Source organism: Mucilaginibacter sp. PAMC 26640 (assembly GCA_001596135.1).
In the GTDB taxonomy this organism is placed as follows: Bacteria; Bacteroidota; Bacteroidia; order Sphingobacteriales; family Sphingobacteriaceae; genus Mucilaginibacter.
In genome coordinates this window covers 155,687-182,099 of sequence record CP014773.1, presented here as the reverse complement: position 1 = coordinate 182,099, position 26,413 = coordinate 155,687, and the positions used below count along the sequence as shown (strand labels likewise).

At 41.7% G+C, this 26,413-nt stretch carries 22 protein-coding genes and 2 pseudogenes; 13 read left to right on the top strand and 11 right to left on the bottom strand.

Annotation, left to right across the window (positions count from 1 at the left end):
- Nucleotides 1-7 precede the first annotated feature (7 nt).
- From A0256_00905 to A0256_00890, 4 genes are all read right to left on the bottom strand, one after another.
- Nucleotides 8-901, bottom strand: coding sequence for a hypothetical protein (locus A0256_00905; GenBank protein ID AMR30073.1), 894 nt, complete (start codon nucleotides 899-901; stop codon nucleotides 8-10).
- Nucleotides 902-987: 86 nt separating this feature from the next.
- Nucleotides 988-1,740, bottom strand: coding sequence for a pimeloyl-CoA dehydrogenase (locus tag A0256_00900; GenBank protein ID AMR30072.1), 753 nt, complete (start codon nucleotides 1,738-1,740; stop codon nucleotides 988-990).
- A 1-nt stretch (nucleotide 1,741) separates the two neighbouring features.
- Nucleotides 1,742-2,686 carry a hypothetical protein gene (locus A0256_00895; GenBank protein AMR30071.1) on the bottom strand — a complete coding sequence of 315 codons (945 nt, stop codon included), beginning with the start codon at nucleotides 2,684-2,686 and terminating at the stop codon, nucleotides 1,742-1,744.
- Nucleotides 2,687-2,765: 79 nt separating this feature from the next.
- Complete coding sequence (locus A0256_00890; protein AMR30070.1) at nucleotides 2,766-3,488, bottom strand: hypothetical protein; 723 nt, start codon at nucleotides 3,486-3,488, stop codon at nucleotides 2,766-2,768.
- Between the two features lie 93 nt (nucleotides 3,489-3,581).
- On the opposite strand from A0256_00890, the gene A0256_00885 reads away from it, so the two are divergent.
- A complete protein-coding gene (locus A0256_00885; GenBank protein AMR30069.1) occupies nucleotides 3,582-4,550 on the top strand; it encodes a MarR family transcriptional regulator in 969 nt (322 codons plus the stop codon).
- Complete coding sequence (locus A0256_00880) at nucleotides 4,547-4,966, top strand: hypothetical protein (protein ID AMR30068.1); 420 nt, start codon at nucleotides 4,547-4,549, stop codon at nucleotides 4,964-4,966. The genes A0256_00885 and A0256_00880 overlap by 4 nt, the downstream gene beginning before the upstream one ends.
- A gap of 131 nt (nucleotides 4,967-5,097) precedes the next feature.
- Here A0256_00880 and A0256_00875 read toward each other — a convergent pair whose 3' ends face one another.
- From A0256_00875 to A0256_00860, 4 genes and pseudogenes are all read right to left on the bottom strand, one after another.
- Nucleotides 5,098-6,009, bottom strand: a complete 912-nt coding sequence (locus A0256_00875; protein ID AMR30067.1) for an AraC family transcriptional regulator — start codon at nucleotides 6,007-6,009, stop codon at nucleotides 5,098-5,100.
- Between the two features lie 33 nt (nucleotides 6,010-6,042).
- A pseudogene (locus A0256_00870) lies at nucleotides 6,043-6,780 on the bottom strand (short-chain dehydrogenase).
- 11 nt (nucleotides 6,781-6,791) lie between these two features.
- The gene (locus A0256_00865) at nucleotides 6,792-7,697 is read right to left on the bottom strand and encodes an NAD-dependent dehydratase (protein ID AMR30066.1); all 906 of its coding nucleotides are present in this window, start codon (nucleotides 7,695-7,697) and stop codon (nucleotides 6,792-6,794) included.
- Between the two features lie 250 nt (nucleotides 7,698-7,947).
- Complete coding sequence (locus A0256_00860; GenBank protein ID AMR30065.1) at nucleotides 7,948-8,502, bottom strand: hypothetical protein; 555 nt, start codon at nucleotides 8,500-8,502, stop codon at nucleotides 7,948-7,950.
- A 237-nt stretch (nucleotides 8,503-8,739) separates the two neighbouring features.
- Here A0256_00860 and A0256_00855 point away from each other — a divergent pair, with 237 nt between their 5' ends.
- Nucleotides 8,740-9,285, top strand: coding sequence for a hypothetical protein (locus tag A0256_00855; GenBank protein ID AMR30064.1), 546 nt, complete (start codon nucleotides 8,740-8,742; stop codon nucleotides 9,283-9,285).
- 30 nt (nucleotides 9,286-9,315) lie between these two features.
- Complete coding sequence (locus A0256_00850) at nucleotides 9,316-9,888, top strand: cyclic nucleotide-binding protein (GenBank protein ID AMR30063.1); 573 nt, start codon at nucleotides 9,316-9,318, stop codon at nucleotides 9,886-9,888.
- 125 nt (nucleotides 9,889-10,013) lie between these two features.
- Here A0256_00850 and A0256_00845 read toward each other — a convergent pair whose 3' ends face one another.
- Nucleotides 10,014-10,355, bottom strand: a complete 342-nt coding sequence (locus tag A0256_00845) for an HxlR family transcriptional regulator (GenBank protein AMR30062.1) — start codon at nucleotides 10,353-10,355, stop codon at nucleotides 10,014-10,016.
- A 122-nt stretch (nucleotides 10,356-10,477) separates the two neighbouring features.
- Here A0256_00845 and A0256_00840 point away from each other — a divergent pair, with 122 nt between their 5' ends.
- From A0256_00840 to A0256_00825, 4 genes are all read left to right on the top strand, one after another.
- Nucleotides 10,478-11,515 carry an NADPH:quinone reductase gene (locus tag A0256_00840; GenBank protein ID AMR30061.1) on the top strand — a complete coding sequence of 346 codons (1,038 nt, stop codon included), beginning with the start codon at nucleotides 10,478-10,480 and terminating at the stop codon, nucleotides 11,513-11,515.
- A 142-nt stretch (nucleotides 11,516-11,657) separates the two neighbouring features.
- Nucleotides 11,658-12,092, top strand: a complete 435-nt coding sequence (locus A0256_00835; GenBank protein AMR30060.1) for a bile acid 7-alpha-dehydratase — start codon at nucleotides 11,658-11,660, stop codon at nucleotides 12,090-12,092.
- A gap of 657 nt (nucleotides 12,093-12,749) precedes the next feature.
- Nucleotides 12,750-13,505 carry a short-chain dehydrogenase gene (locus A0256_00830; GenBank protein AMR30059.1) on the top strand — a complete coding sequence of 252 codons (756 nt, stop codon included), beginning with the start codon at nucleotides 12,750-12,752 and terminating at the stop codon, nucleotides 13,503-13,505.
- A 73-nt stretch (nucleotides 13,506-13,578) separates the two neighbouring features.
- On the top strand, nucleotides 13,579-14,493 hold the full coding sequence (locus tag A0256_00825; GenBank protein AMR30058.1) for an AraC family transcriptional regulator: 915 nt from the start codon (nucleotides 13,579-13,581) through the stop codon (nucleotides 14,491-14,493).
- 369 nt (nucleotides 14,494-14,862) lie between these two features.
- Here the strand turns inward: A0256_00825 and A0256_00820 are convergent, their stop codons facing one another.
- Nucleotides 14,863-15,177: a hypothetical protein gene (locus tag A0256_00820; protein AMR30057.1), complete on the bottom strand. Its 315-nt coding sequence runs from the start codon at nucleotides 15,175-15,177 to the stop codon at nucleotides 14,863-14,865.
- 51 nt (nucleotides 15,178-15,228) lie between these two features.
- Here A0256_00820 and A0256_00815 point away from each other — a divergent pair.
- The 4 genes and pseudogenes from A0256_00815 (at nucleotide 15,229) to A0256_00800 (ending at nucleotide 24,169) form a co-directional block, all read left to right on the top strand.
- Nucleotides 15,229-15,781 (top strand): annotated as a pseudogene (locus tag A0256_00815) (hypothetical protein).
- A gap of 633 nt (nucleotides 15,782-16,414) precedes the next feature.
- Nucleotides 16,415-16,804, top strand: a complete 390-nt coding sequence (locus A0256_00810) for a two-component system response regulator (GenBank protein ID AMR30056.1) — start codon at nucleotides 16,415-16,417, stop codon at nucleotides 16,802-16,804.
- Nucleotides 16,782-17,876 carry a glycosyl transferase gene (locus A0256_00805; protein ID AMR30055.1) on the top strand — a complete coding sequence of 365 codons (1,095 nt, stop codon included), beginning with the start codon at nucleotides 16,782-16,784 and terminating at the stop codon, nucleotides 17,874-17,876. The genes A0256_00810 and A0256_00805 overlap by 23 nt, the downstream gene beginning before the upstream one ends.
- Nucleotides 17,877-18,547: 671 nt before the next feature.
- Nucleotides 18,548-24,169: a hypothetical protein gene (locus tag A0256_00800; GenBank protein AMR30054.1), complete on the top strand. Its 5,622-nt coding sequence runs from the start codon at nucleotides 18,548-18,550 to the stop codon at nucleotides 24,167-24,169.
- Between the two features lie 496 nt (nucleotides 24,170-24,665).
- Here A0256_00800 and A0256_00795 read toward each other — a convergent pair whose 3' ends face one another.
- Nucleotides 24,666-25,922: a hypothetical protein gene (locus tag A0256_00795; GenBank protein ID AMR30053.1), complete on the bottom strand. Its 1,257-nt coding sequence runs from the start codon at nucleotides 25,920-25,922 to the stop codon at nucleotides 24,666-24,668.
- A gap of 158 nt (nucleotides 25,923-26,080) precedes the next feature.
- Here A0256_00795 and A0256_00790 point away from each other — a divergent pair, with 158 nt between their 5' ends.
- Entirely contained in the window at nucleotides 26,081-26,332 is a 252-nt protein-coding gene (locus tag A0256_00790; protein AMR30052.1) for a hypothetical protein, read from the top strand.
- Nucleotides 26,333-26,413 lie beyond the last annotated feature (81 nt).

The following is a 26,413-nucleotide window of genomic DNA, read 5'->3' as shown; positions in this document are numbered from 1 at the left end:
TATCGTTTTATAAATTGTAGGCAGGTACATAAACCTGGTTGATAAAATCCTCCGCCGTTGTTGGGGTGGTTGTTGAATCTTCCCTTTTTTGATAGTTCATAAAGCCGGTTTTGATAGCGGTAGCCATTTCGAGCAGGTTATCGACAAAATCTTCAGCAAAGCCGTTGCCTAAAAAGGTTTTCTTCATCTGCTCAACGGGGACCTGTACATAAGGCAGACCAGGCTGGCCAATGGCTTTACCTATCAAGGTGGTAAACTCTCTGTAGGTATAATCTCTTGGACCCATCACAGCATGAATGCTTTTGCCGCTGAAATCGAGGCTGGCTAGATGTCCAGCTGCTATCTTTGCCACATCCTGAGTGGCTACCATCGGTATAGCATGATCACCAACCGCTGCTGTACCATTGATGCCTTTATTCTTCACCAGGCCTATTGTTCTTAGGAAGTTTTCCATAAAATAGGCTGAGCGGATATGCAGCACGTTTACATCGCTTAGCTGATTAAACCGAACTTCCTGCTCTCCGGTGCCCGCCATTATGCCGTTGCCTTCGTGCATATGAGAACCAAGGCTGCTCATGTTCACAACGTATTTGATGCCGGAGTCTTCAATGGCTTTGATCAGCGTGCTTGTAACCATGCGCTGATAAACCCTGGTATGCTCTGCTTTAATATTGTCCGGTAGCAGAATGAATGCGCTGTCGGCGTTTTTGAAAGCCTTGGTCAGCGTTTCGACATCGGTAATGTCACCTGCAATAATTTCTGCGCCCAGGCTGCGGTATTTTTCTAATTTCCCTGTGTGCCTGGCGATCAGGGTTACCTGTTGTCCTTCGTTTAAAAGCATTTCGGATACTTTACTGCCCACTGTTCCGGTGGCGCCCAGTACGACTATTTTCTTTTTCATGGTATTATTATTTAATTGTTGTTGTTTATTACTATACAAAGGTGCGCTGATGGCGCATAGCAAACTTGTATCAAATCACTGTTTTGTTATTTGTGAAGATTGCCGCTATACATGCCGCCGTCAAAATGAACCGCATCTGTTTGGGTTACAAATAAGATGATGTCACTGGTTTCCGCTGCATAAAACGTTGGACTTTCATTTTCGATCAAGACACTTTCCCCTGTAGTAAGGGCCATGGCTTCATTGACGTTTATTTTTCCGTCAAATACATAAAACAGGAAGGTGCAATTTTCAGCTGGTGCTTCGGGCAAGATGATCTCTTCGCCCTTTTCCAGTCGCAAGTCCATCAGCCAGGTATTGCTTCTGATCTGCAACGGGTAATCGTCGCCTTTGCCCGCTATTTTTCTCCAAATGGTGTCACTGTAAATTTCAGGCAAATCGTAAAATTGAACCTGCGGTGATAGTCCAGCCGTCTCCGGCCTGATGAATATTTGCAAGCCTTCTAAAACACCGCCTTCCGGCACCACCCTTTCTTCGTGATAAAAGCTGGCACCCGCATTCATTACCATTAAATTTTGATTGGAGATGATACCTGTGTGGCATTTAGAGTCTAAGTGTTTTACCCGGCCACTTCGTAAATAGGTAATTATTTCATCATCCCTATGGGGATGCATAGGGATGAGTGTGCCTGGTGTTATCCGGGCATGGTCTATTCTTCCTATTGTTGACAAGCCGGTATCGTATAATTCGGGCCGGATGAGCCCCGGATACAAAATCTGGATGCCAAAGCCGCCATGTTGTTTACCATACTTGATGGTGTTATCAATCTTGGTCAGCATCTTAATTGATCTCTATAACTACTTTACCAATGTAACCGCCACGCTCAGCATATTCATAAGCTTCTTTGTACTGCGCAAATGGAAATACTTTGTTGATCTCGATCTGCAGCCCATTATTCACGGCATGTAGCAGTACGTTAGTGTATTTTGTAGCAGGGCTGGAAAGGATAACTACATGCTTTTTGCCCCTGAATAAGTTGCCTAATAACGAAAGCGGTATGTCAATTGGCTTTGGTATAGGATTCAGAAAAATGGCTCTAGGCTTCATGATCTGTTTGGCAGCTTTGTAACCTATTTTCCCGGATAAGTCGATCACAATATCATAAGTGGCTTTTCGGGAAAGCACGTTTTCTTTGGTATAATCTATCACGGAACTGGCTCCCCACTTTTTCGCAAAGGCTGCACCCTGGCTGCTGGCAACGGCTGTTACGTTAGCGCCCCGTTCTTTTAATATTTGCAGTAAAAACATCCCAAAACCGCCGGTGGCACCGTTTACCAAAATGCTGGTTTGCAAACTAAAATTACCCAATTTTTCTAAAGCAGTAACGGCAGCAGTTCCGACTACAGGAATAGAGGCAGCCTGGGCAAAGCTGATGTTAAAGGGTTTCTTCCAGACCAGTGAAGAAGGTACGGCTACGTATTCGGCAGAAACGCCTTCTTTCATCATGTTTCTAACCACGCCGAAAATTTCGTCGCCTTTATTGAAGCCGTTAACAGCAGCGCCGATATGCTCAACAATACCTGCGAAATCAGTACCGATGCGTTTTGGAAATTTTGAACCGGACATCAGCGTCATTTCACCGTTTCTGATCTTCCAGTCCATAGGATTGATGGAAAAGGCTTTTACTTTGACCAGTACCTCGTCTGCTTTGATAGTAGGTTTAGGTTGTTCTGCAGTTTGCAACACATCTGTCTTGCCAAACTTTTCATATACTATTGCTTTCATGATATTATTTTTAATTGTTGAAATGATATCACAAAGTTGCGAACAGCCTGATCAGTAAACTTGTATCAAATCACTGTAGTTATAAGATCTCAATCAGGTCACTATTGAATTTTAAGGCTTTAGGAGGCATACCGAACATTTCGTACATATACTTATTAAATTGCGGTAGGTCGTAAAATCCAGTATCGTAGGCGATCTCGGTGAGGCTTCTGTCTTTTTCAGAAAGGGTGAGATAGATAGCCTGGCGCAATCTTGTCCATAATAAATACTTGGATAAGCTGCTACCCGTTTGTTGCTTGAAAAGTGATGCTAAACGGGATGGCGAAAGAAAAACGATATCGGCAAATGTTTGCGGCGTGATGTTTTGTTCGATATAATTGGATTTGATATAGGCTACTATTTTGGCAACTCTTTCATCATAGGCTGTACCCGGCAATTTAGCGAGCAAAGCATCAACTATTTGGCTAATGGCTAAACTGTCTTTTGCTGTCTGAAAGAAAGTATTGGTTTCGGATGGTGAATCAAAGACAATATATTCCTCGTTCTCTTTAAATCTGCCGGCCAGCTCTAACCCAACACTCGAGTAAGGTTCTATATTCAAAACATTCAACGTTCCCTTTTCGGCTTCGCAAAAATGTGGCACCTGCGGTTTGATGAGAAACCCGTGAATACGTTCATAAAGCATTCCATTTATTGTTGAATTAAAGGGCGTATCGTTCGATAAGACGATCTGATAGGCCGAATGATGATGGATCTCTACGGTAAGGTTGCGGGCTTGAAAGGCAAGAAGGAAAGGATTCATAGTAGGTAAAAATATCAAAATATCATGAAGTTCATTTGGAGTTAATTAAATAACTCCTTATAATTGCGTAACAAGTTACGTAATTTATTTAATATGGATTTTTATGATAACGCAGGTATTAAAGCGATCGGGAGCCGGCTGCGGATGTTGACGGAAAAGATAACAGAGGATGCGGCAGCGGTTTACCACTTATATGATATCGAGCTGCGGCCTAAATGGTTTCCGGTGTTCTACGCCTTGTCACAAGCAGAAGAGTTGACCATTAGCCGTATTGCGCAGCAAATCAGGCATTCTCACCCATCGGTGAGTAAGATCGTCAGCGAGATGACGAGCCATGGATTGATCAGCGAAGGAAACGACAAGTCGGACGGCAGGCGAAATACGGTATGCCTGAGTGAAAAAGGGCGTGCCTATCAGGAAAAAATACAGGATCAATATCAGGATGTAGAATATGCCATCAAAGCGATCAACGATCAGGCGAACCATGACCTTTGGCAGGCCATCCAAGAATGGGAGTTCTTGCTGGAACAAAAGTCATTGCTGCGCCGGGTAACCGAGCAAAAAAAGTTGCGGGAAAGTAGCACGGTGCAGATCGTCAATTATGAAAGTAAATACGCCCCGGCGTTCCGGTCTTTGAACGAGCAATGGATAAGCACGTATTTCAAAATGGAAGAGGCGGACTATAAGTCATTAGACGATCCGGAAGGTTACATTATCGGTAAAGGCGGGCAGATCTATGTCGCCGTTTATCGCGGAAAACCCGTCGGCGTTTGCGCGCTGATTCGGTTGCAGGGTCGTGAATTCGATTTTGAGTTGGCTAAAATGGCGGTTGATCCTGCCGCGCAGGGCAAAAGTATTGGTTGGCTTTTAGGTAGTCACGCGCTGGAACAGGCCAAGGCACTGGGTGGTAAAAAAGTGTACCTGGAAAGTAACACCAGCTTAAAACCCGCCATCAGTCTCTATCATAAACTGGGCTTTCAGAAGATCGTCGGACATGCTACTCCTTATGAAAGGTGCAATATTCAAATGGCGGTAACGATCGGTAAGCTCAAAAATGAATGAATATCATGTATGAAAACAAAATAGCCATCGTTATCCATAAAAGCCTGTACGACTGGCAAAAATTAAACGTAACCGCTTTCCTGGCCAGTTCAGTAGCGATCGCCTTTCCAGAGACGCACGGGGCGGCGCTGGTCAGTGCGACCGGAACAGTGTATCTGCCCTTTATGAAGCATCCCATATTAGTGTATGCGGCAGGCTCGGACGAACAGCTCAGGCGGGCTTTTAGCAGGGCTGTAGAAAGAGGGCTGCACCTAGGTATTTACACCCGGGATCTGTTTGGGACAAAGAACGAAGAAGGGAATCTTGCCGAAATTGCAAAGCATCCTGATGCGGGCCTCGGCCTGGTGGGTATCGTTATTTATGGAGAAAATAAAAAAGTAGATAAAGCGGTAGATAAATTAAACTTTCACGCGTAGCCGCCATTAAAAGCGATCAGTGAATTGCAAGATAAATTGAAAATAAAAGGCTTAAGCTGGTGGATGAAGATTTGTCTGCCTGATAGGTAGAACGTTATTAACGAACTGGATCAGAAGGCGGCTGTAATTCGTTAATTAAACGTTTGCCGGAACGCTAATGGTGACAGGTTAGTTTTCGTTTTGAACAAGCGGCTGAAGGATTGCGGATGTTCGAAACCCAGCTGATAGGCAACTTCAGCAACAGATAAATTAGAGGTGGACAGGATCTCCTTAGCCTTTTCGATCAGCTTATGATGGATGTGCTGCTGCGCGTTCAGCCCTGTTAATGATTTCATAATATCGCCCAGATAACTTGCAGAAATATTTAATTGATCTGAGAGATATTGCACAGTTGGTAATCCTTGCTGCAATGATCTTTCGTTTTTAAAATAATCATCAAGGATAGTTTCCAGTTTCTGAAGTACATAGACGTGTGCCGCTTTACGGGTAATGAACTGGCGTTTGTAAAAACGGTTGCTGTAATTGAGTAGAAGCTCCACCTGGGAGACGATCACATCCTGGCTGAAATCATCAATTCTGCTGTTCAGTTCTTCACTCAAGATCTTGAAGACCGACATGATCGTAATCCGTTCAGAATCCGACAAATGCAGGGCCTCGTTGACTGCGTAGGAGAAAAAGCCATATTTACTGATATTCTTTGCGAGCGCATAAGACAAGAAGAAATCAGGATGTACCAGCAGCAGGCAGCCAGAAGTGGAGCTTCCGTTCGGTGATTCAAAGACCTGATTAGGCGCTGTAAATACCAATCCACCTTCACCAAAATCATAATAGTTCTGGCCGTATTTAGCGTTACCGCACAGGCCAGGTTTATAAGCGATCTTGTAGAAATCCATTATTATAGAGGCAGGCAACTGACCTGGAATGTATTTCATATCAGCAATATCGATAAAGCTGATCAGCGGGTGTAAGGGCTTAGCCAGCCCGAACACCCAGTGAAAGTCCGTTAATGAATCAAATTTGTATATCGAAGCAACTTCTTTCATAAGAAACAAATTTAATGTATTTGAAAAGATAATTTACCAGGGTGTTTCGCCTGTTGCAGGGTTGTATTCTTCTGCGATAAATTTACCAGTTGGCCCGTCCTTACTGATAAAAACATATTTAGAGATCCTTGTACCGGCTTCCTGAACTGTGCCGGTACCCCGGTGACCATTGAAATCGGTAGCTACAAAACCGGGACATACGGCATTCACCTTAAAGGGTGTATCCCGTAGTTCATAAGCCAGGTCGATCGTATACATGTTTAAGGCCGCTTTTGATGATGGATATAGCGCCGCTTTATGACTTTAATATTTCCAGGTGGGGTCGCTATGCAGGGTTAGGGAAGCACCGCTGGACGATACGTTAACAATTCGGGGTTCCGTCGAATTGTTCAGCAGGTCCATAAATGCTTGGGTAACCCGCACCACACCATATAGGTTGGTTTCAAATACCTGTTTAAACTGATCGATGCTTGCTTCAAGCGCTGATTGCGGAAACCCTCCATTGATCCCTGCATTATTGATCAGCGCATCAAGCACCTCTGTTCTTTCGCCTATCAATTTGCGTGCAGCCAAAACCGACTCCGTACTGCTGACGTCTAACTGAACAGCTTCTACGTTGGTCAAACCATCTGCTTTAAGCTTCTCCGCTGCAGCAATACCTTTCCCCAGGTCACGTGCACCAAGGTAGACGAAATAGCCTTTTTGCAGCAACTGTCGTGCTGTTTCAAATCCGATGCTCTTGTTGGCACCCGTGATCAATACTTTTTTCATAATGTATTAAATTATAAGTTGTGATAAATCTTAGCGATTTCGTCTGTAAGATCCTGTAACCTGGTTTTACCGAATTCCGGTCTGTGCAGGTTAAAGTCCTCGTATAAACTTCCGCTTCCCTGAGCGGCCTGCATAGCAATGAATCCATTCGCAATAAATTCATTTAATCCGGCATCAAGCATCTGCTTCAGCATTTGTTCCTCCGGAACCACGATCCATTCCAGATCCGGTTTTCCGATAGCATCACCAATGATTCGCGCAACTTCGTTGGGCGATAATTCTTCACTCGCTACGTAATAGGCCGTTTTGCCAAAGAACGGCTTTTCCATTTCTTCAGCAATAAAAAAAGCAATGTCTATAGGTGATACCCATGGTTCTTCTTTGTCACCACCGTACGTATTGATGATCGCTCCTTTGGCTTTGATGGTTGGCAGCAGCCTAAATGTATTGGTGAAAAAGCTGGGTGGCCTGATGAATTTAATAGCTACTTCGTCAGACAGCTGTTTTAAGATGTTTTCGACACTGTTGTGTAAGTAAAGGCTACCGGTTCCTTTGTTGGTATGCGCACCTATACTGCTTAAATGCACGATGCGTTTTACGCCTGATCGTTCTATCGCTATTTTATAATTATTACCGATCTTATTAAAGGCTCCTACAAAATCCAACTCTTTATCGAAGATGCTGCCGATGCCTTCCCATGCTTCCATGAGATACACGATATCTGCACCTTTAAAAGCTTGCATTAAAAAATCAACATCTTGAAAAGTGCCTATGGCGGCCTTTGCTCCAAGTTGCTCGATTTCTGCGCTTCTTTCTGCTTTACTGCTGATAACTGTTACGGTATGTCCCTTACTGACCAACTCTTGTGTCAGCGGTCTTCCGATATGGCCTATTGAGCCTGTTATGACGATGTTCATGTTTTTTGTATTTGATCATACAAAGATGCAGTAGGCGATATGGGCACAAGTAACCGAATTGCGGATTTGCATAACTAAAATCCAGGTACGGATAAATTTAATTGTTTACAAAGCAATACTGCACGCACTACTAACGCATTTTAATTGTATTGGCAACGCCCTCTCAATTTCGTTGCATTGGGGAAGCCAGCAAAAATCCACAACTAAAGTCTTGAAAGCATTTATTGTGGCTTTTTTTAAATCGGCAATCTCAACTAACTGATAATACCGGCTCAGAGGGGTAATTTGCCCCGATCAGGTTACCGGTCTCCAGATCATTTTTTGAAATATCGATCGCTTGCTGAAGCATTTGCTTGAAAAAGCGGATCAGCACTACACGGATGAATATTCTTGCGAAGAAATTCGTAGGTATCGTCCTGTATGTCCACTCTATTTTTGTCTTTCCATCGCTTAGCTTTGTAAATAGCCATTCACCTTCAAGGCGGGCAATCAGCGCACCCAAAATGGGAGAAGTAAAGTTATCGTTTTTGTAAGAAAATGAGGTTGGCCCGTTATGGGTTAGCATGGTCTCTTGTGATGTAGAGCCGTCTGCAAAATAAACTGTCCTGCTTAAACCCGCCTTGTTCCAGCCTTCTTTGATACTGGTGTTGGTGATGCCAGGAATAAGCCCGGCACCAGGGAAGATGTGCGGAAGATATATTGGGGCAATGTAATTAAAGGCCTGACCAATTGGAGCGTCGACGATAGCGGTTACAGTTGTTTGAGGATACTTGCTGTTTGCGGGAGTTGTTGCTTGTGTTTTCATGATTTTATGTTTTGTGATTTATAATTTTTCTTGTCTCGTTACGACAATACAAACATCCGCAGATAATCCCTGGCAGCATTTGCCAAATGGCAAATAGCGTTAAAACGCAAAAAAATATTTCTCATCTATAAAAAGACGTTTTTGCCATTTGGCAAATGGCGTAAGTTCATTTAGCTGGACATTTGATTTTTAGGGTCATTGACCCCGCTTATAAAAACGAAATAGTTGTAAATCATCATGAACACATTAATAAACAAGCTACTATTGTTTGATCATTTAAATGAACAGCAAATAGCACTCATTAGCGATAAAGTCGAAAATATTCATCTGAATGAGGGGGAATATTATACCGAGCCAGGTCATATCGAATCGCGCCTTGCCTTTGTAGATAAAGGTGTATTACGTTATAATTATTATAATAGTAAAGCGGAGAACATCACGAGTAGCCTGATCGGGGAAGGGGATTTTATTACACCTGCAAATTATTTACTTCTTCCCATCATTCCTTCCGACTATTTACAGGCCATCACCGAGTGCGCTCTTCTGGTAATTGGGGAGAGTGCCATGAAAGAGATTTCAGCTACCATGCCGAATTGGGACAATATATTGAGAATGGTGTCGCAAAAAGCAATTATAGAGAGGCGTGGCCGCTTGGTGCAATTGTCGGATTATGGAAATTTGAAGCTTACAGCGAAGGACTATCTTGAACAATTTCCAAACCTAAGCAAGCACTTAAAAGCTAACCAGATGTTGCAATATCTGCAGAAGCCACAGCCTAAATAAAAAACCTACATTTACATATCACAAAGACAGATGGACGAACTCATAAATTACTTACTCCTTTTTGGTAACCTTAACCAACAGCAGATCGAACTGATCCTAAGTAAATGTGTGCAGCATGAATTAAAAAGGGATGAATTCTACCAGGAGGCGGGTAGAACGCCCAAGGAATTTGCATTTCTTGTACAAGGCGTTTTACGGGTAAGTTATTTTAACAAAAAAGGAGATGACATCACGAAATATTTTCTGGATGAAAACCACTTTGTGGTTGACCTGGACAGTTACAACCAGAAAAAGCCGTCACCGGAATACATTCAGGCCGTTACGGACTGTACTTATATAACCTTGTCCCGCCAAGCCTTAGAAGATCTATCAATGACAATTAGCACCTGGGATGAGATCATGAACAAAATCATATCAAAGGCGCTTGTTGAGAAGGTCAGCAAGATCAGTATGATGATGGCGGAGGATGCTACCGAGCGGTATCTCAATTTTTTTCACCGTTTCCCAAAGCTTGCCAACCGGATACCGCTTGCCCACTTGGCTTCTTATTTGGGTATCACACAATCCTCATTAAGCAGGATCAGAAGGTCTGTCAACAGCTGATCTTCTATTTAATTTCCTTATTGCGTTTACAGGAACAAACTAATACGACATTTTAAAATTGAAATGACTATGCTGTATGTGATCGGCAATAGGTATCAAAGCCATGACTTTACTTATGCTTATTGTTAAATTTCATTTTCTAATTGTTTCTTCCCCCAGTGGTGTATATGCTCGATAAAAGGCATTAACTCCTGCCCGGTTTCACTTAATGAGTATTCAACCTTAGGAGGGACTTCGTGGTACATCTTTCGAATGATCAATTTGTCATCTTCCAATTCCCTTAAAGTTTGAGTCAGCATCTTAGTAGTAATGTCAGGCAGGGTCCTGCTCAATTCGCCATAACGCAATACGGTTTTCAAACCGAGATGCCACAGAATGCGGCCCTTATATTTTCCGCCTATTCGCTTAAAAGCATATTCAACACCGCATTTTTGTATACATTCCGGAATTTCTGCTTTAACTTTCATTTTTATTTAGATATAACTAATTGATATTCAGTATTACATACTTTTTGGTATGTAAGATACAAATAAGTACATACTTGTCAAAGGTATACAAACGAATTAGTTTTGCATGAAAATAAAGTAAAATGAAATCAGAATCAACAGATAAAACAGCAATAATAAAGGCAATCCGCCAGTATGAATTCGGCGGTCCTGAAGTATTTCGATATGAAGATGCACCTATGCCTGTGCTAAGTCCGGGAGAAGTTCTCATTCGCGTTCATGCAGTAGGTCTCAATCCGCCGGACTGGTATCTGCGTGATGGCTTTAAGTCGCTTCCTCCGGAATGGCGACCTCAGGGTAACTTCCCGCTCATTCTTGGTACGGACGTTTCGGGAGTTGTTGATGCAGTGGCCGATGATGTTAAAGACTTCGCGGCAGGAGACCAAGTTTATTCCATGGTCCGCTTTCCGGAAGGGGTTTTTGGAGAAAGTAAGGCCTATGCGGAATATGTCACTGCCCCGGCAGTTCAGGTTGCAAAAAAGCCTGCCGGGATCGATCATGTGCATGCCGCAGCCGCGCCAATGTCGCTGCTTACCGCATGGCAGTTTATAATAGCGCAAGGCCACAACGTTCAGAACCCGCTTCAACCGGATCAGCACATCCCTGTGCCGCTGGAAGGTAAAAAGGTGCTTATTAATGGAGCAGCCGGTGGTGTCGGACACTTTGCCGTGCAGTTGGCCAAATGGAAAGGTGCTTACGTGATCGCCGTAGCATCAGGTAAGCATGAAGCATTCCTGCGCGAGCTCGGCGTTGACGAGTTCATTGACTACACAAAGATCAGGGCCGAGAATGTAGTAGTTGATGCAGATCTTGTCGTTGACTCTATTGGTGGGCCGGCAACCAGTCGTTTTTTACGGACACTGAAACGCGGCGGTGCATTATTCCCGATTTTCGGGCTGGGTGCATCGGGTGCTGAGGAGGCAGAAAAGCTGGGTATTACCATGTCGACTACACAGGTACGTTCAAGTGGTGCTCAACTTGCGGAAATTGCTGAATTCCTTGATGACGGAACGATCCGCGTAGCCATAGACAGCAAATTTCCTCTTGCCGACGCTCAAAAAGCACATGAACGGGCAGCCCAGGGGAACATCCAGGGTAAGATCGTACTTACTGTGGCCTAAAGGGGAGTTGTAATAAAAAAGAACAAATATTATCTGTCATTAAATGCTAATAGGGGATGTTTAAATAAGACATCCCTTTAGCTTTAACTTAATATAATAGTGCCGATTAATTGGCCAATATTATTTATAAAGATATACGAACGTGGATATTAATGAATTACAAGACAGGGTATCTCTTCGGGAACTTATTGATACCGTATCGATTCTTGGGGATAGAAAAGATTTTAACGCTCAGGTGCAACTGTTTACTGAAGATGCGGTTTCAGAAACATTTGCTGAGGAGGCGTCCATACTGAAACTAAAAGGCAGAAAAGAAATGGCGGAAGCCTTCGACGATTTCCTTAAAGATTTTGAAACCGTTTATCATTTTAACGGGCAGCAGGTGTTGACCATCGATGGTGACGAAGCTTTGGGGACATGCTATTGTCAGGTTACCTTGATTGGCCAAGAGAATGGTAAAAAAATAAAGACCACTATCGGTGCTATTTATAAAGATAACTACATCCGTATGGGTAACCAGTGGTTGATCTCGAAGCGGGTAGGGACCTTTGACTGGCAGGATAAAACTGAAGTTTAATAATATTCAATTAATTGTCGTGTAATTGAACAATCCGGAAGTAGGACGTTAAAAAAAAGGCCTGTTTATAATGAGGTAAACAGGCCTTAATATATGAAAGTTACTTAGTAGGATTCGTGGCAGCTTTAATGATCACTTCGGCGACACGCTCTGGCTGTGAAATGTAAACAGCATGGCTGGCTTTTACTTCAGCGACATGTGATTTCGAACGTTTGTAAATACGGCGCTGAATAACTGGATTGATGCTCTTGTCTTCAGTTGCGATAACTGCTTTACCCGTTTGTGTTTCCAGGCAGCGTCGCTAATTAGTGAAATGTAAATCATTAAAAGTATTGGGTTGCGCGACTAAATAGTTCGAATTAAGTCCAGCCTGGGGATGTGAAAGTGCTGCATTTCGCTTATAACTCGCATTTATCATTTATTAGGTGAATTGATTCGAGATATGCCCAGCTATGGAGCAATCGCGAAAAAGCCTTCAACTTGAGTTTCAAGATTTTCTTTTTTACATGCATTTCAGTAAACATTGAATAGCCTATTTATAGTGCAATGTTAGTACCTACCAAATTCTAACACCTGTTTTGAACACAGGTAACTTTGGTTTGGATACTTTCTTCCGTCATTTACATCAGACCTTTGAGTTAACAAAATCAAAGTAAGATGAGCGATAAATTAGAGAATAAAGTAGTGATTGTAACTGGAGCCGCAAAAGGGATCGGCGCTGGAATTGCAAAACAAATGGCAGCATCAGGTGCAAAAGTTGTGATGAATTATGCTTCTGGTAAAGAAAGTGCCGACAAGGTCGTAACTGAAATTAAAAAAACCGGTGGGAACGCCGTTGCGATTCAGGGTGATATGTCAAAACATGCGGATGTGATAAAGCTTTTCCAGGGAACTCTAAAAGAATTCGGCGGATTTGATGTATCGGTAAACAATGCAGGTATTTACGAGTTTGCATTATTAGATCAATTTACGGAAGAATCGTACCGAAGGATTTTTGATATCAATGTTTTAGGTATCTTGCTGACTACTCAGGAAGCGGTAAAGTTTTTGATTAGTAAAGGGGGGAGTATTATTAACATCAGATCTTTCGCCAGTGCAAGGCCTGAACCTTATTCCGTGGCTTATGCAGCCTCTAAAGGTGCGGTTGATTCTATTACCAGGGCTTTGTCCCAGGAATTAGCTCCGCAAAAGATCCGCGTAAATGCCATCCTGCCTGGAGGCGTTTTCACCGAAGGTGTAGCAAAACTTGGAGCAGACGCGGAATCAGATGCCATTAAACAAATGATTGCCAGAAGCGCAATGGGGCGTATGGCTACCCCTGATGATATCGGGAAAATGGCGGTTTTCCTTGCCTCTGATGATTCATACATCATTACCGGTCAATTCATTGAAGTGTCCGGGGGCTTTAAGTGAGAAACAATTCCACAGTTAAAACCTTCAATCACAAGAGCCTTTTTAGGCTTTTCTGATTAATCAATTAATTATCTTGAGTAAACAAGAGGTAACTGTTAAAACCATCAATTCCGTTTCAGAAGTGCACCGGTTACTATCATTGCCAGCACCAAAAAACCCGCTGATCACGTTAATCAATCATGCAGATGAGCGACCTGTATCGGGAGCGGGAATCCATCGCATGGTTCTTAATTTCTATAATATTTCCATCAAACGAAGTTTTCGCGGACAATTAAGGTATGGCCGCAAGTATTATGACTTCGACAATGGAACAATGACCTTTGCAGCTCCCAACCAAATTATTGCCGTTGACCAAGGCGCTGACAGGGATAATGACGGCTGGTCGCTGATGTTTCATCCCGACCTGATCAGGAACTATCCTTTAGGTAAGTCTATTAAAAATTATGGTTTCTTTTCCTACGATGTTAATGAGGCGCTTCACCTCTCTGACGAAGAGGAAAAACTGATCGAGAGCTTAGTCCGGAATATTCAAAATGAATACGAATCCAGGATTGACAATTTTAGCGCGGATGTCATCGTATCAAACTTGGATCTGCTGTTGAATTACTGTAACAGGTTTTATAATAGGCAGTTCGTAACCAGGAAAATGGCCAATAATGACCTGCTTTCAAAATTTGAGAAAAAGTTTGCAGATCATTTTGACAAAGATTCAGTAACAGGTTCAATTACAGTTAACAATTTAGCAGAGGAATTGAATGTATCTGCCAGTTATTTTAGTGATATGCTGCGCGCAACAACTGGGCAGAATACGCAGCAACACATCCACAATAAACTTATAAATAAAGCAAAGGATATCCTGGCCAGTACGCATTTGTCTGTCAGTGAAATTGCTTTCAGTTTAGGCTTTGAGTTTCCGCAATCATTTAATAAGCTTTTTAAAAATAAAACCAATATGTCTCCGCTGGAGTACAGGCAATCTTTCAATTAACAAACATGCACTATAAAATGTTAGTTAACACAGGTTTAAAGGTATCCGTGATCAGTTTAGGCACCATGAATTATGGTGGTAAGGTTTTTTTAAGGTTATGGGAACTTTGGATCAGGCGGCAGTAGACGAACAACTTAAGGTGTCGATAGAAAAAACCTGTCAATCAACCGGGATGATCTGGTGATTGCAACAAAAGTCAGAGGTGGCATGGGCAGCGGTGTTAACGACCGGGGGCTTTCCCGCAAACATATTATTCAACAGGTGGAAGCAAGTTTGAAACGACTAAAAACGGACTATATCGACAGGTATCTGGATATACCGCTGATATTGACCACCTGATTCCGGTGGAATGTGACCACTGATTCCGCGTTAAATTGACCACCCCATTCCGGGGCAAAGCAGAATCGTTTTATAATCAATACGCTTCATCTCTCTATAAAACATTTGCTGGAGGGTGACCAACGATGCAAGGGCAAAACTGGTTCTTGAAAAAACCTTTCTAAAAGTTTGGAATAAAATCAAAATCCACCAGCCCGAAAGTGGGCGGTCGCTGTTGTTGACGACCGGAATAGCCGGCACTTTAGCGATAGCATCGGCTTCATCTTCTTCAATAATTGATTCTAATCCGGAACCGACTATATTTACCCTTGTATAGCCTACAGCGTTATCAACCGGATATTTCAACAAACTCGTTAGCTAATAGCTTAAGCAAACTTTACTATTTCCTCCAAAGCAATGATTGATAAAACCGAAAATAGCCAATTGTCACCTCTTCCCATCGGGCCGGAACATCTTAAAACATATTTTATCGGCCATTTAGACCGGATTTATTGCGCAAAATCGCACTTAATAGAAAAGCTGCCAGAAATTAGAGATCATGCGCATTTTAATGATTTGAAACACGCCATAACCGAAACAATGGACCACATCGAAAAACAAATCATTAGAATGGAAGCCATCTATAGTCTGCTAAATGCAGATTCATCAGTGGAAAGTTGCGAGGGATTGATCGGAGTGCTTTAAGATGCATTTACAGCGATACATCAGCAAAGCGAAAATTCAGAGTAACGTGACCTGACTATTTTATTTTACCTCACCAAAATTGACAGCACGGAAACGGCATCTTTCCAGGTGTTGCAAATGGCCGCTGTTAAATTAAAAAAATAAACAAGTAAGTCAATTACTTAAGGAAAACTTCGATGAAGCCAAGGCAGACCGTATGTTACTTTTATTAATTACAGTAATGCGATCAAATTTACGCCTTCTGGCGGCCGGATTGATATTGTGAATTTGGTTAGAGAAAACTATATTTACATTAAGATTAGGGACACGGGTAAAGGCATGACGGAAGAACAAATAGCGCTGATTTTTGAAAATTGTTAGATAAACTCCACTCCCGGAACCAAGGGGGGAGATGGGCTCAGGATTAAGAGTTTTGATTGCCTTTGATATGTTAAAACGAAACAAAAGCACATTGGAAATTACGGACGAAGTGCCTACCGGCAGTTCTTTCATTGTAATTATCCCGAAGACAGAAGCCGATTAGATTTTAAAGCAACCTCACAATAGGTTTTCGCAACCTCTTTGGATACAAAAAAACTTAATATTTCTATTTTCAGAATTTTACTGGAAATTTTGAAGGATTTACTGAGGACTACCAAAAAAGCCTTCTTGCTGTTAATGTTCGGTGAAGATTAGGAAGGGATCGGTTATATTGTGATTGTAGTCTTTGAAATATATAAATCGGATAAACCAAACCGGATTGACGTCATTAGGACAATAATATGGTTTAAATTAATAATTATCATCTGCTGTTATTTAAAACCCTAGGGATATTTATAATAGCTAAAATGACCGTTTTTTATTTTGGGATATATGGCAATAACAGACAGATTCATATATTAGATGAATATATTATTAAATGAAAAAAAAAATACTAGTTGTTGATGACGATTTAAGTATTTTAAAATTACTTAATTTTATCTTATCTAAAGAATTTGACATTGTTGTAAAGAATAATGGCATTGACGCTTTTAAGTGGCTTGAGGATGGTAATATACCTAAGCTCATTATTTCTGACTTACAGATGCCTTATTTTGATGGACAATCATTTGTGAAAAATTTGAAGATCAGTGGTTTTTACCGTGAAATTCCAGTTATATTACTTTCGGCAGCGCATGACCTGAAAGAACAGGTTGCCAATATGCCTTTCAAAGTGGAAGCTTACATCCACAAGCCATTCAGTCCAACTTCCTTAAAATTAGAAATTAATCAAGCTTTAAAAGCTTATGACGCATTCGATACCAAATGATTGGAACGTGAATTGGGGCTTACAGATTAGCCTCGCTTATGCTGGCCTTGAAATGCAGGAATTGATATCTAAAGAACTTAGTGAGAAATTCCGCATAATTTTTAATGATACCTTACAGGACCTTGAGGATTACTTGGGCAATCAATCCATCTTATCAATCCCTGACATAATATTAATTGAGGTTGATATCGATGAGAACTGTTTTTTATTGGTTGAGCGCTTAAGGAAAAACTTTTTGCTTAACGGGCTTATAATTGTTATGATTTCAACAAGTAGGAATAAAAAAATGATGGAAAAAGCCATGCAAATGAAAATTCATGATTTTTACACTTATCCGTTCACTACTTCAGACCTGCGCGAGCGTTTAAACTTTCTAGTTAAATTTAAGCTTGTCAGGCCTAGATTGGTTGGCCTTTTTGAAGAAGTAGATACCAGATATAAAATGCCATTAGGAAAACGCCTGCTCGATTTGTTTATATCAACCGGTATGCTTATATGTTTGTTTCCTTTATTAGTGGCGGTGTCTATTCTAATCAAATTTGATTCTAAAGGTCCAATATTTTATAAAAGTAAACGTGTGGGTACAGGGTATAAATTATTCGATTTTTACAAATTCAGATCTATGCGCACTGATGCAGACCAAATGTTAGCACAAATGGCGGTAACAAATAATCAATATACTTTAGAAGATGAAGGTGCGGCAAAATCAGCTTTTGTAAAAATTAAAAACGACCCTCGAATTACGAAGTTAGGGAACTTTTTACGCAATTCCAGCATAGATGAACTACCGCAGTTATTTAATATTCTTAGAGGAGATATGTCTGTAGTAGGAAACAGGCCGTTACCAGTTTATGAGGCAGAGATGCTTACATCAAACGAGTGGTCGATGCGCTTTTTAGGACCTGCGGGGTTAACCGGGCTATGGCAGATAAGCAAACGCGGTAAAGAGGATATGTCCGAACGAGAGCGCAAAAAACTGGATAACTTTTACGCGCAGAAGTATTCTTTTTGGCTGGATCTCAAAATTATAATCGGGACTGTACCTGCTCTGTTTCAAAAAGAAAAAGTCTAAAAAGAATCATTTACAAAACGGTATACCTGAGGGAAATTTTATAATAAGTTGCTTTGTTGATTATTTTTATCCCCAACAAATAATTTGAATTTATTTCTAGAATAAATCTAGATAAATTGTAATTCAATTTCAAGATGAAAATCTCTCAAATTATTTTGAAGTTTAATATTTCTGATTGTTTCTGTTAGCTGCTTTAGATTTTTAACAGTCAAAAATTGGGCGTTAAGGTCAAACTATATCAGATTTTGAAAGGTTGCCGTTTTCTATTTTAAGTCCAATTTTTTTAATTTGGTTCTTTGATCCTCTGATTAATAGGGACGGTCTACTCACCTATAATAGTTTATTGTCTTTCTCTTATATTAAACGACTGGCAGACTGTTACATAATTGTTGTAATATATGCTCATCGAGAACGCCCTTTACTTCAGTAAACAAACCATCAAATGAATTAATAACCTTTTTTGGAAATGGCCGTATAATTACTTTAAACAGGTAAGTCATTAAAACATCTTTTTCCAAAACGCAATAGATGGCCTAACTGCTTGGTACAGTCAATTTCTACACACAACAAAATGATCTATTAAGGAGGTATAAGTGAGAAGGAGTGTTAAATTCTTATTGACCTACGCTATATTAGCAACTAATGCTAGCTTAATATTTGGCCAGGTTCCTATGCTGAATTATTCTACGCCAGAAAGTTATACAGTCGGTAGTGCAATTGCCCCTTTATTGCCTTATAATACTGGTGGCGCTGTCACTACTGTAAACTTTGGCACACCTGTTCAATTAACCGGGGCAACATTTGACGGCCCGAGCGGCATGGCTATAGATGCATCAGGCAATTTGTACATAACAAATTACCTTAACAATACCGTCAGTAAATTCAATTCCGCCAACGTGTACCAGGGTACATGGGGCACAGGCTATAGTTTCTTAAATCCGGTAGGGATCGTTTTTGATTCTCAAGGCAATGGTTACGTGCTGAATACCACGTCAACTAATGGCAACGGCCGCGTGGATAAGTACAACTCAGCGGGGGTTTTTCAAACAACAATTATTACCGGCCTTTTTCATGCGCTTGGTTTTAATATTGATTTGAACGACAATTTGTATATCGCTGATCGTAATGTATCTAACGGCAATAACTCTGTAAAAAAATACAATACTGCAGGCACACTGTTACTTTCTCTCCCAACCGCAAATCTGAGTTATCCTGACGGTGTGGTTGTAGATGGTAACGGCAATATTTTTGTAATTAACAGAACCGGTAACAATTTAACCAAGTACAACTCTACTGGCACATATTTGGGCGTATTTGCTTCCGGATTTAATGGTCCGCTTGCTTTATCTATAGATGCCGCAGGAAATATTTACGTAGGAGACTCTGGTAATAGCCAGGTAAAGATTTTTAGTGCAACAGGGACGTTATTAAATTCGATAGCTGTAACAGACTCCGAGGGCACCATTTCAACTGCATCAGGCTATCTTTTCGCCGGGGCTTATACTGCAGACAAGGTGTATCGTTATCCACCTACCGGCGGGTATGCCATTAATGCTCCGCTGCCTCCTGGCTTAACTTTTGACCCAAACACCGGCCAAATATCGGGTACTCCAACGGCGACAACGGCGGCCACCAATTATACGGTAACAGGCTATAACATATCAGGAAGTGCCAACTCCGTAGTTACCATAGGTGTGGTAAGTCCAAACCCGACCACACCTGTTGACAATAATGCAGTCATTAACACCATCGCCGAGAACTCTTCCAACGGCACAACAGTAGGGCTGACGGCTTACTCCAACATACCGGCCAGCAACAACACAACCAACATTGCCTTAAACAAAACTGCTACCACTTCATCACTGGAGAATGGCGCTCAGTTCCCTGCGTCAGGCGCAGTTGACAATAACCCGGCAACACGTTGGTCCAGCGCTTTTTCAGATCCGCAATTCATTACTGTAGACCTTGGAGCCAACTATAACATTAGCCGGGTAAAAATTACCTGGGAGAACGCCTACGCTGTAAATTACCAGATCCAAATCTCAACAGATAATACAACTTTTACAACATTAAGAAGCATTTACGGAAATGCAACTACCATAAATGATAATACAGGCTTGTCTGGCGGCATTAGCAGTGTAGGCAGATACCTGCGCATCTACGGAACAAAGCGTGTTGGCGGCTATGGTTACTCTATTATAGATATGGAAGTATATTCAACGGATATAGCATATACTTTAACTGACAATGCTGGTGGCCGTTTTACCATCAACAGTTTAACTGGTTTAGTAACCGTAGCCAATGGCGCCTTGCTGGATTTTGAAACAAATACAATCCACAACGTTACCGTACAAGCTGCAAATACAGCTGCTACATTAAGTTCCAGCCAAACATTTGCAATTGCGGTTACCAATGTTAATGAAGCTCCAGTGATTACGTCTAATGGTGGTGGCGCTACCGGTTCCGTTTCATTAGCAGAGCATACTGCGATTGTTACAACAGTATCTGCTACCGATGTTGATGCAGGTAGTACGCAAACTTACAGTATAACAGGCGGAGCAGATGCGATTAAGTTCGGCATTAATGCTACAACAGGGGTGCTTACCTTTACTACACCACCAAGTTTTGCAGCTTTAGGCTCAGCTGCGGGAACTAATGCATATGTTGTTGTTGTTACCGCATCTGATGGAGCACTAACTGATGCGCAAACACTAACTGTAAATATTACCAGTACAGCCTACATCTCCCCATACGCTTACAGGATACCATTAACTTTAAATACCGTTAGCGCTGCGACAACCATGGGGATTACATCCAACCAAAGTAACTTTCCGGTGCTTGTAAGGGTTTCTGATCCGTCGTTAGTTTATGTCCCTGGTAGCTGTTCTAACAAAGTGCAATTTCCGAACGGCCCTGCCTATGATTTCGCATTTACCAAGACCGGGTCCGCAAGTGAGTTAAATTACCAGGTAGAAAGCTACGACCAGGTAAACGGCGTATTACTGGTTTGGGTACAAGTACCCTCCTTGACCTATCAAAATAACAATAATTTATACTTTTATTTTGGCTGTGCTAACGCGCCGGCCAATCACAATAGTGCATTTTTTCAAACTACCTGGGACAGTAATTACAAGGCTGTTTTCCATTTCAATGAATCAGCATTCACAGGCACAGTAATAGATGGCACGATAGGAGCCACGCATAACGGTATCACTACCGGCATTTCAGCTGCTGATCTAGTAGCTGGTAAAATAGGCACCGGCTACAATTTCGACGGATCCACAAAAAAGATCACTTCTAACCCGGTAAATATTAATGGACCCTTTACCCTGTCTGCATGGGTCAAATTAAGTGGAATTGGTATTGATCAAAAATTAATGACCAACCAAGGCAGCTCAGGTGGCGCTTCCGGAGGGTATAAATTAGGGGTTTACAGCGACAATATTCCCGAGTCGGAGTCTGGCACAGCCAACAACCGCTCAACTACCCCCAACCCCACAGCGTTTTCAACAGGAACATGGTACTATGTTCAGGCCGTATATACTGGTACAACGCTAAGCACCTACGTAAATGGTACAGCATATAAAACAGCTTCGATCAGTATGACTCCATCGGCAACAACCCCACTTTATATAGGTGTTGGCGAAGGCGGAGGGAGTTTATACTTTAACGGCGTGATTGATGAGCCAAGAGTTTCCAGCACAAACAGATCTGACGATTGGATCAAATTTGAATACATTAACCAAAATACCCCATCAACCTTTACAACATCAGGTGCGGTGGCAACGGATGCAACCAATGTATTAACTATCCCTGGGGGCGTTATATATACTTATTCAGGAGGTGCCTATTCCCCAAATGTTGTTGGCGTGTCAGCCACTCCAACTTTTTCCGGTAATGAAAGTTTTGTCTTTTCTTCATCAGCTACAATTGCTGCAACCAGCACTGTTTACGGACTCACTGTTAATAACGGCGCCACTCTTGCAGTAAACGGGCAAACAATTAATGTTGCTTGTAATGTACTTAATAACGGCACTATCACCTATGGAACCACTTCATCTAGCATTACCTTTAACGGGTCGGCGGCTACGCAAACTTATACGGCGGCAGCGGCTACCAATAGGGCTTCCTTTGGCATTATTACCATTAACAATTCCGCAGGCGGGACGGTAACTATGAGCGGGGGGCCTGTGGATATATATAACGTCTTAAATATAACCAAAGGCAATTTAGTGATCTTGCCATTATCAACCTTAACATTGAAGAGTACAGCTTCGCTAACCGCATCCGTACCAACAATTGGTGTTGGCTACACCATTACGGGCACTGTTAACGCGGAACGTTTTATGTCGGGAGGCATCCGGGGTTACCGGCTAATATCTGCACCCGTAGCTACCACCGCTCTGCTTAACACCCCTTCGGTAGGAATAAATAGCTTTGACATGAAGGAAATCATTAAAAACTCCTACATAAGCGGGCCGGGCACACCTTCAGGTACTACACTGGGTACATCTGTAAACAGCAACGGCTTCGATTACTCCCCGAATAACAATCCATCTATTTTTGTTTATAAAGAATCTGACGCAGACCCTGCAACCCGAAACGTCAATGTAAGTGACTATAAAGGTTATGCCAGTATAAACGAATACGTGCCAATGGGCAACGGCATTCTTTATTTTTACAGGGGCGACAGAACCCTGGCACAGGCGGGTGCAACAAGTGGTAACGCTTTTGTTGCGCCGTATCCCATTCCAAATGCATCTACTTTAAAATTTGTAGGCAAGGTAATAAGCGGAGATGTACAGGTTTACCTCCCCAGCTTTAAAACATCTGCCGCTTACTACAACAAATTAGGAACGGCCACCGGTACCAGTGCAGGCTCAACCACGTTAAGTGCCACACCTTTTACAACCGCATTGTCCTATACAGGCGCCAATGCAGGGAACAAGAATGGGATGAACCTGGTAGGCAATCCTTATCCATCAACTGTCGACCTGGAGCAGGTAGCGTTTACCGGGTCTTCTGCCTACCCCTCGGCAATTCCTATTTACACGCTTAACAAAAGTGGCTCGTATAGTTTATACCTGCGTAATGCGGTGGCAAACGCTGTCGGCACCAATACTGGTACCAGTGCCAACGGGGGGTCGCGTTATGTGTTATCGGGCGAAGGCTTCTTTGTGAAATGCATCTCTCCCGCTGCGGGTGTTACTTTTAAGGAATCTTCTAAAACCACCTATCCTGTAGGATCCGGATTAAACGGTGTGCCAACTGTGTTTAGCCTGCAGAACAACAAACCGCTGCTGCGCGTAAAACTTATCCAGGACAGCCTTTATACCAATGAAACAATCATAACCTTTGGAGGTGCCAGCACCAATGCATACGATGAAAAAGAGGATATACCTTATTTAAGCGGCCCAAGCCAAACGGTATACCTTTACAGTATTGCCAGCGAAAAGTATCCGCTAATCTATAACCAGATGAATACCCTGGAGCACTTGACCGAGCCTATTAAATTATACGCAGAGGGACCAACTACAGGGCTTTACTCCTTGGAGTTCACCGGGGTAAACAGTATAGACTCCTATTATCGGTTATTTCTAAAAGATGCTTTTAGAAAGGATTCATTGGAAATAACTGCTAACAGCACTTACAATTTTAATATCGACAGGGCAAATGCAGCTACTTATGGGGCCAACCGCTTTAGCCTTATTATGCACCGCAGTATTCCGGGTGCCTATCAGCTGGTAAAATTTACAGGTGATAAGCCCGCTAAAGCCGATTATGTTAAACTTGCGTGGGAAACTAAAAACGAACATAACGTGATAACGTTTAACGTACAAAGAAGTGTGGATGGCGGCAAAACGTTTATTGATCTCGGCATGATTCAATCAGCCGCAAAAGGCACATATACGTTTACAGATAACGCGCCTGTTAGCCAGACAGAAAGCATCTACCGGCTAAAACAAGCAGATGTTAATGACGCAATAAGTTACTCTTCCTTGGTTACTATTAATGACGAAATCTCAACCGGGATAATGCCTAATACAATACTGCTTTATCCTAACCCAGCGAGGGAGATCATTAATGTTAATATTGCGCAAAAGATCAGCCGATCGGTGGAATTTCAGATTATAAATTCTAACGGTAAATTGTTAAAAAGACTTAATTTTCCAGCATCTCAACATTTTGAACAAAATATATCCGATTTGATGCCTGGTGCATACATCATAGATATGTTTGAGACAAGTTCAAGAAAGAAGCTGGCTACTGCAAAATTTCTAAAAATTCAATAACATTATTTCAGGAAGGGGCGAACGCTGCTCCTTTCTCGGTCGTATAAATGCAGTTACAAGTGTATAGCCCCTAGAGCCTATCAAGGTTCCTTTATAGCCTTAGATTTTTATTTAGGAAGGTTGCTCAGCAGGAATTGGAACTATTTGGATCTTAATAAACCGCGCAAGCTGCCGTGAGTGTCTGAAAGCTATGGATTGTTGAAAAGTAGTAATTCTCATATTTTATAAGATTAAGGCGTTTGGTTGTACTAATATTTTTAAATTATTAGTACTTTCTGGCAATATTACGATTTAAAAAGATATACAGGAATTGAATATGCCGGAAATTACTGAGAGATTTGCAACGAAAGTGAAGTACCGTGATTATCTGGCTGCATAAAACTGGGGAGTAGCTACCGGTGCGGCAATTGCAGCCATGATCATTATTATAACCGAAAGCAGCCAGGCACTCGCATTTGTTCCCGGGTGCAAGTACCTGGAATCGGCATATTAAATCTTAATTATCAGATATATGAAGATTAAAAAAAAATTTTGAACCTACGTTTGGAAAACTTTCCACAAATATCCTGCTTTCATGAAATCGGAGTATTTCTGCGACCAAGAAAAGCCCTATCCCAAACCCAGCCACATTTTTAAGTTTTTCATTTTCGACGCGGTAAAACCTATCAAATAATTTAGACTGATCTTTTTGTTCTATCCCAATGCCTGTGTCAGACACGGATATCTGGGCTTGGTTACCAATCACTTTACAGCCAAGTGCAATCGTACTTCCAGCTGGTGAATATTTAATGGCGTTACTGATCAGGTTTTCCATAACCTGACTAATTTTTTCACGATCAGCCATTACAAATACATCCTCACAATCTTTCAAAGTAATTTCGTGCGTTTTCGAATGTATTTTTGAGTCATCGACCACTTCGGTTAATAATTCATGCATTCTAAAGCTTTCAATATTCAATTCAAATTTTCCCTCCAATAGTTTGGCGTTATTCAGGAAGTTTTTGATAAGCGTTGACATTTTATTAGCCTGCTTTTCGACCCTTGTCAACGCTTCAGTCCTGAAATGATCTTCTTCGGTACGGGCCTTCGCTAAGAGAATCTGGACGTAAGATTTTATACTGGTCAAGGGTGTTTTGAGTTCGTGGCTGGCGATAGTTATAAATTCATCCTTCTTTGCCATCAAATTCTCCGTCGCTTTCATTAAGATCTGTTGATGACGGATTTCTTCCTCCGCTTTTTTTCGTTCTACGATTTCCGCCTCCAGCTCATCCAATGTCCTTAACCGATAAATCTTGGGTAACAACTTGTATAAGGTATATACCGTGAATAAAGACACGATGCCGGTCAGAAAACGGATTATAGCGCTTAAACGATAAGCCGGCCACCAGAAGATGATGGCATCTATAAAATGCGTAGTGCCACATAAAATAATGAAGGCAATAAACAGCCACAGAATCTTAGGGAACGGAATGTCCTTTCGATTTTTGATAATACGAAAGAGTAGTATCGGTATGGCAAAATAAGAGGTCCAGATAGCAAGATCTGAGCAAATGTAAAGCCAGCCGTGGAAATCGCTCCAGTTACCGCAATGCCACCTTGCAGGCCAATCAGCCATTTCAAATATTTTAGTAAAAAAGGTTTTGACCTGACTGGCGATTGATTCAGTTCCCAAATTGTGTGCAATGCTTTTCTGTTTACAGATCGGCCCGCATGTTAAATGTACCTTATTCAATATTTCTTTCTGACTTTCCATATTTAGATCGACAATTAATCCGTATTGATTTTTCGTAAACTTAACTTACTGAAACGGAATGGCTATGCTTCAATTAACGCGTTCAGCTTGTAGTGTTGATTTACGCTTAAAATTGTCTAACGCACTAAAATAAATAAATTATTATTAGTTAAAAGTAAATGATACATCATTCTGATCGTGGACTACAATTTTGCTCTCAGAATTATACAGCCCTGTCAAAGGAAGATAGGATCGCGATTAATATGACTCAAAGCGGCAGTCCATATGAGAATGCACTTGCCGAGCGCATTAAAGGAATTACCGAGACTGAGTTCTTACTAAAAAGGTTTAACAGAACCATAAGGAGGCAAAGAAAAGCATCGCAGAGATCATTGGCCATTACAACGAACGGCGCACTCACGCCAGTTTGAATTATTATACGCCGGATCATCCCGCTACTAAGAAAATAAAAATCGTAGCCTAGTAAAGTAAAATCAGGACTGAGGAATATT

Bases quoted from the DNA above. Each gene is read 5' to 3' on its own strand.
- A0256_00860 (AMR30065.1), bottom strand. From the start codon at position 8,502: ATGAAAACACAAGCAACAACTCCCGCAAACAGCAAGTATCCTCAAACA.
- A0256_00850 (AMR30063.1), top strand. From the start codon at position 9,316: ATGGACGAACTCATAAATTACTTACTCCTTTTTGGTAACCTTAACCAA.
- A0256_00795 (AMR30053.1), bottom strand. From the start codon at position 25,922: ATGGAAAGTCAGAAAGAAATATTGAATAAGGTACATTTAACATGCGGG.
- A0256_00900 (AMR30072.1), bottom strand. From the start codon at position 1,740: ATGCTGACCAAGATTGATAACACCATCAAGTATGGTAAACAACATGGC.
- A0256_00840 (AMR30061.1), top strand. From the start codon at position 10,478: ATGAAATCAGAATCAACAGATAAAACAGCAATAATAAAGGCAATCCGC.
- A0256_00885 (AMR30069.1), top strand. From the start codon at position 3,582: ATGGATTTTTATGATAACGCAGGTATTAAAGCGATCGGGAGCCGGCTG.
- A0256_00875 (AMR30067.1), bottom strand. From the start codon at position 6,009: ATGAAAGAAGTTGCTTCGATATACAAATTTGATTCATTAACGGACTTT.
- A0256_00800 (AMR30054.1), top strand. From the start codon at position 18,548: ATGCTGAATTATTCTACGCCAGAAAGTTATACAGTCGGTAGTGCAATT.
- A0256_00865 (AMR30066.1), bottom strand. From the start codon at position 7,697: ATGAACATCGTCATAACAGGCTCAATAGGCCATATCGGAAGACCGCTG.
- A0256_00830 (AMR30059.1), top strand. From the start codon at position 12,750: ATGAGCGATAAATTAGAGAATAAAGTAGTGATTGTAACTGGAGCCGCA.
- A0256_00790 (AMR30052.1), top strand. From the start codon at position 26,081: ATGATACATCATTCTGATCGTGGACTACAATTTTGCTCTCAGAATTAT.
- A0256_00805 (AMR30055.1), top strand. From the start codon at position 16,782: ATGACGCATTCGATACCAAATGATTGGAACGTGAATTGGGGCTTACAG.
- A0256_00895 (AMR30071.1), bottom strand. From the start codon at position 2,686: ATGAAAGCAATAGTATATGAAAAGTTTGGCAAGACAGATGTGTTGCAA.
- A0256_00810 (AMR30056.1), top strand. From the start codon at position 16,415: ATGAAAAAAAAAATACTAGTTGTTGATGACGATTTAAGTATTTTAAAA.
- A0256_00890 (AMR30070.1), bottom strand. From the start codon at position 3,488: ATGAATCCTTTCCTTCTTGCCTTTCAAGCCCGCAACCTTACCGTAGAG.
- A0256_00855 (AMR30064.1), top strand. From the start codon at position 8,740: ATGAACACATTAATAAACAAGCTACTATTGTTTGATCATTTAAATGAA.
- A0256_00845 (AMR30062.1), bottom strand. From the start codon at position 10,355: ATGAAAGTTAAAGCAGAAATTCCGGAATGTATACAAAAATGCGGTGTT.
- A0256_00905 (AMR30073.1), bottom strand. From the start codon at position 901: ATGAAAAAGAAAATAGTCGTACTGGGCGCCACCGGAACAGTGGGCAGT.
- A0256_00880 (AMR30068.1), top strand. From the start codon at position 4,547: ATGAATATCATGTATGAAAACAAAATAGCCATCGTTATCCATAAAAGC.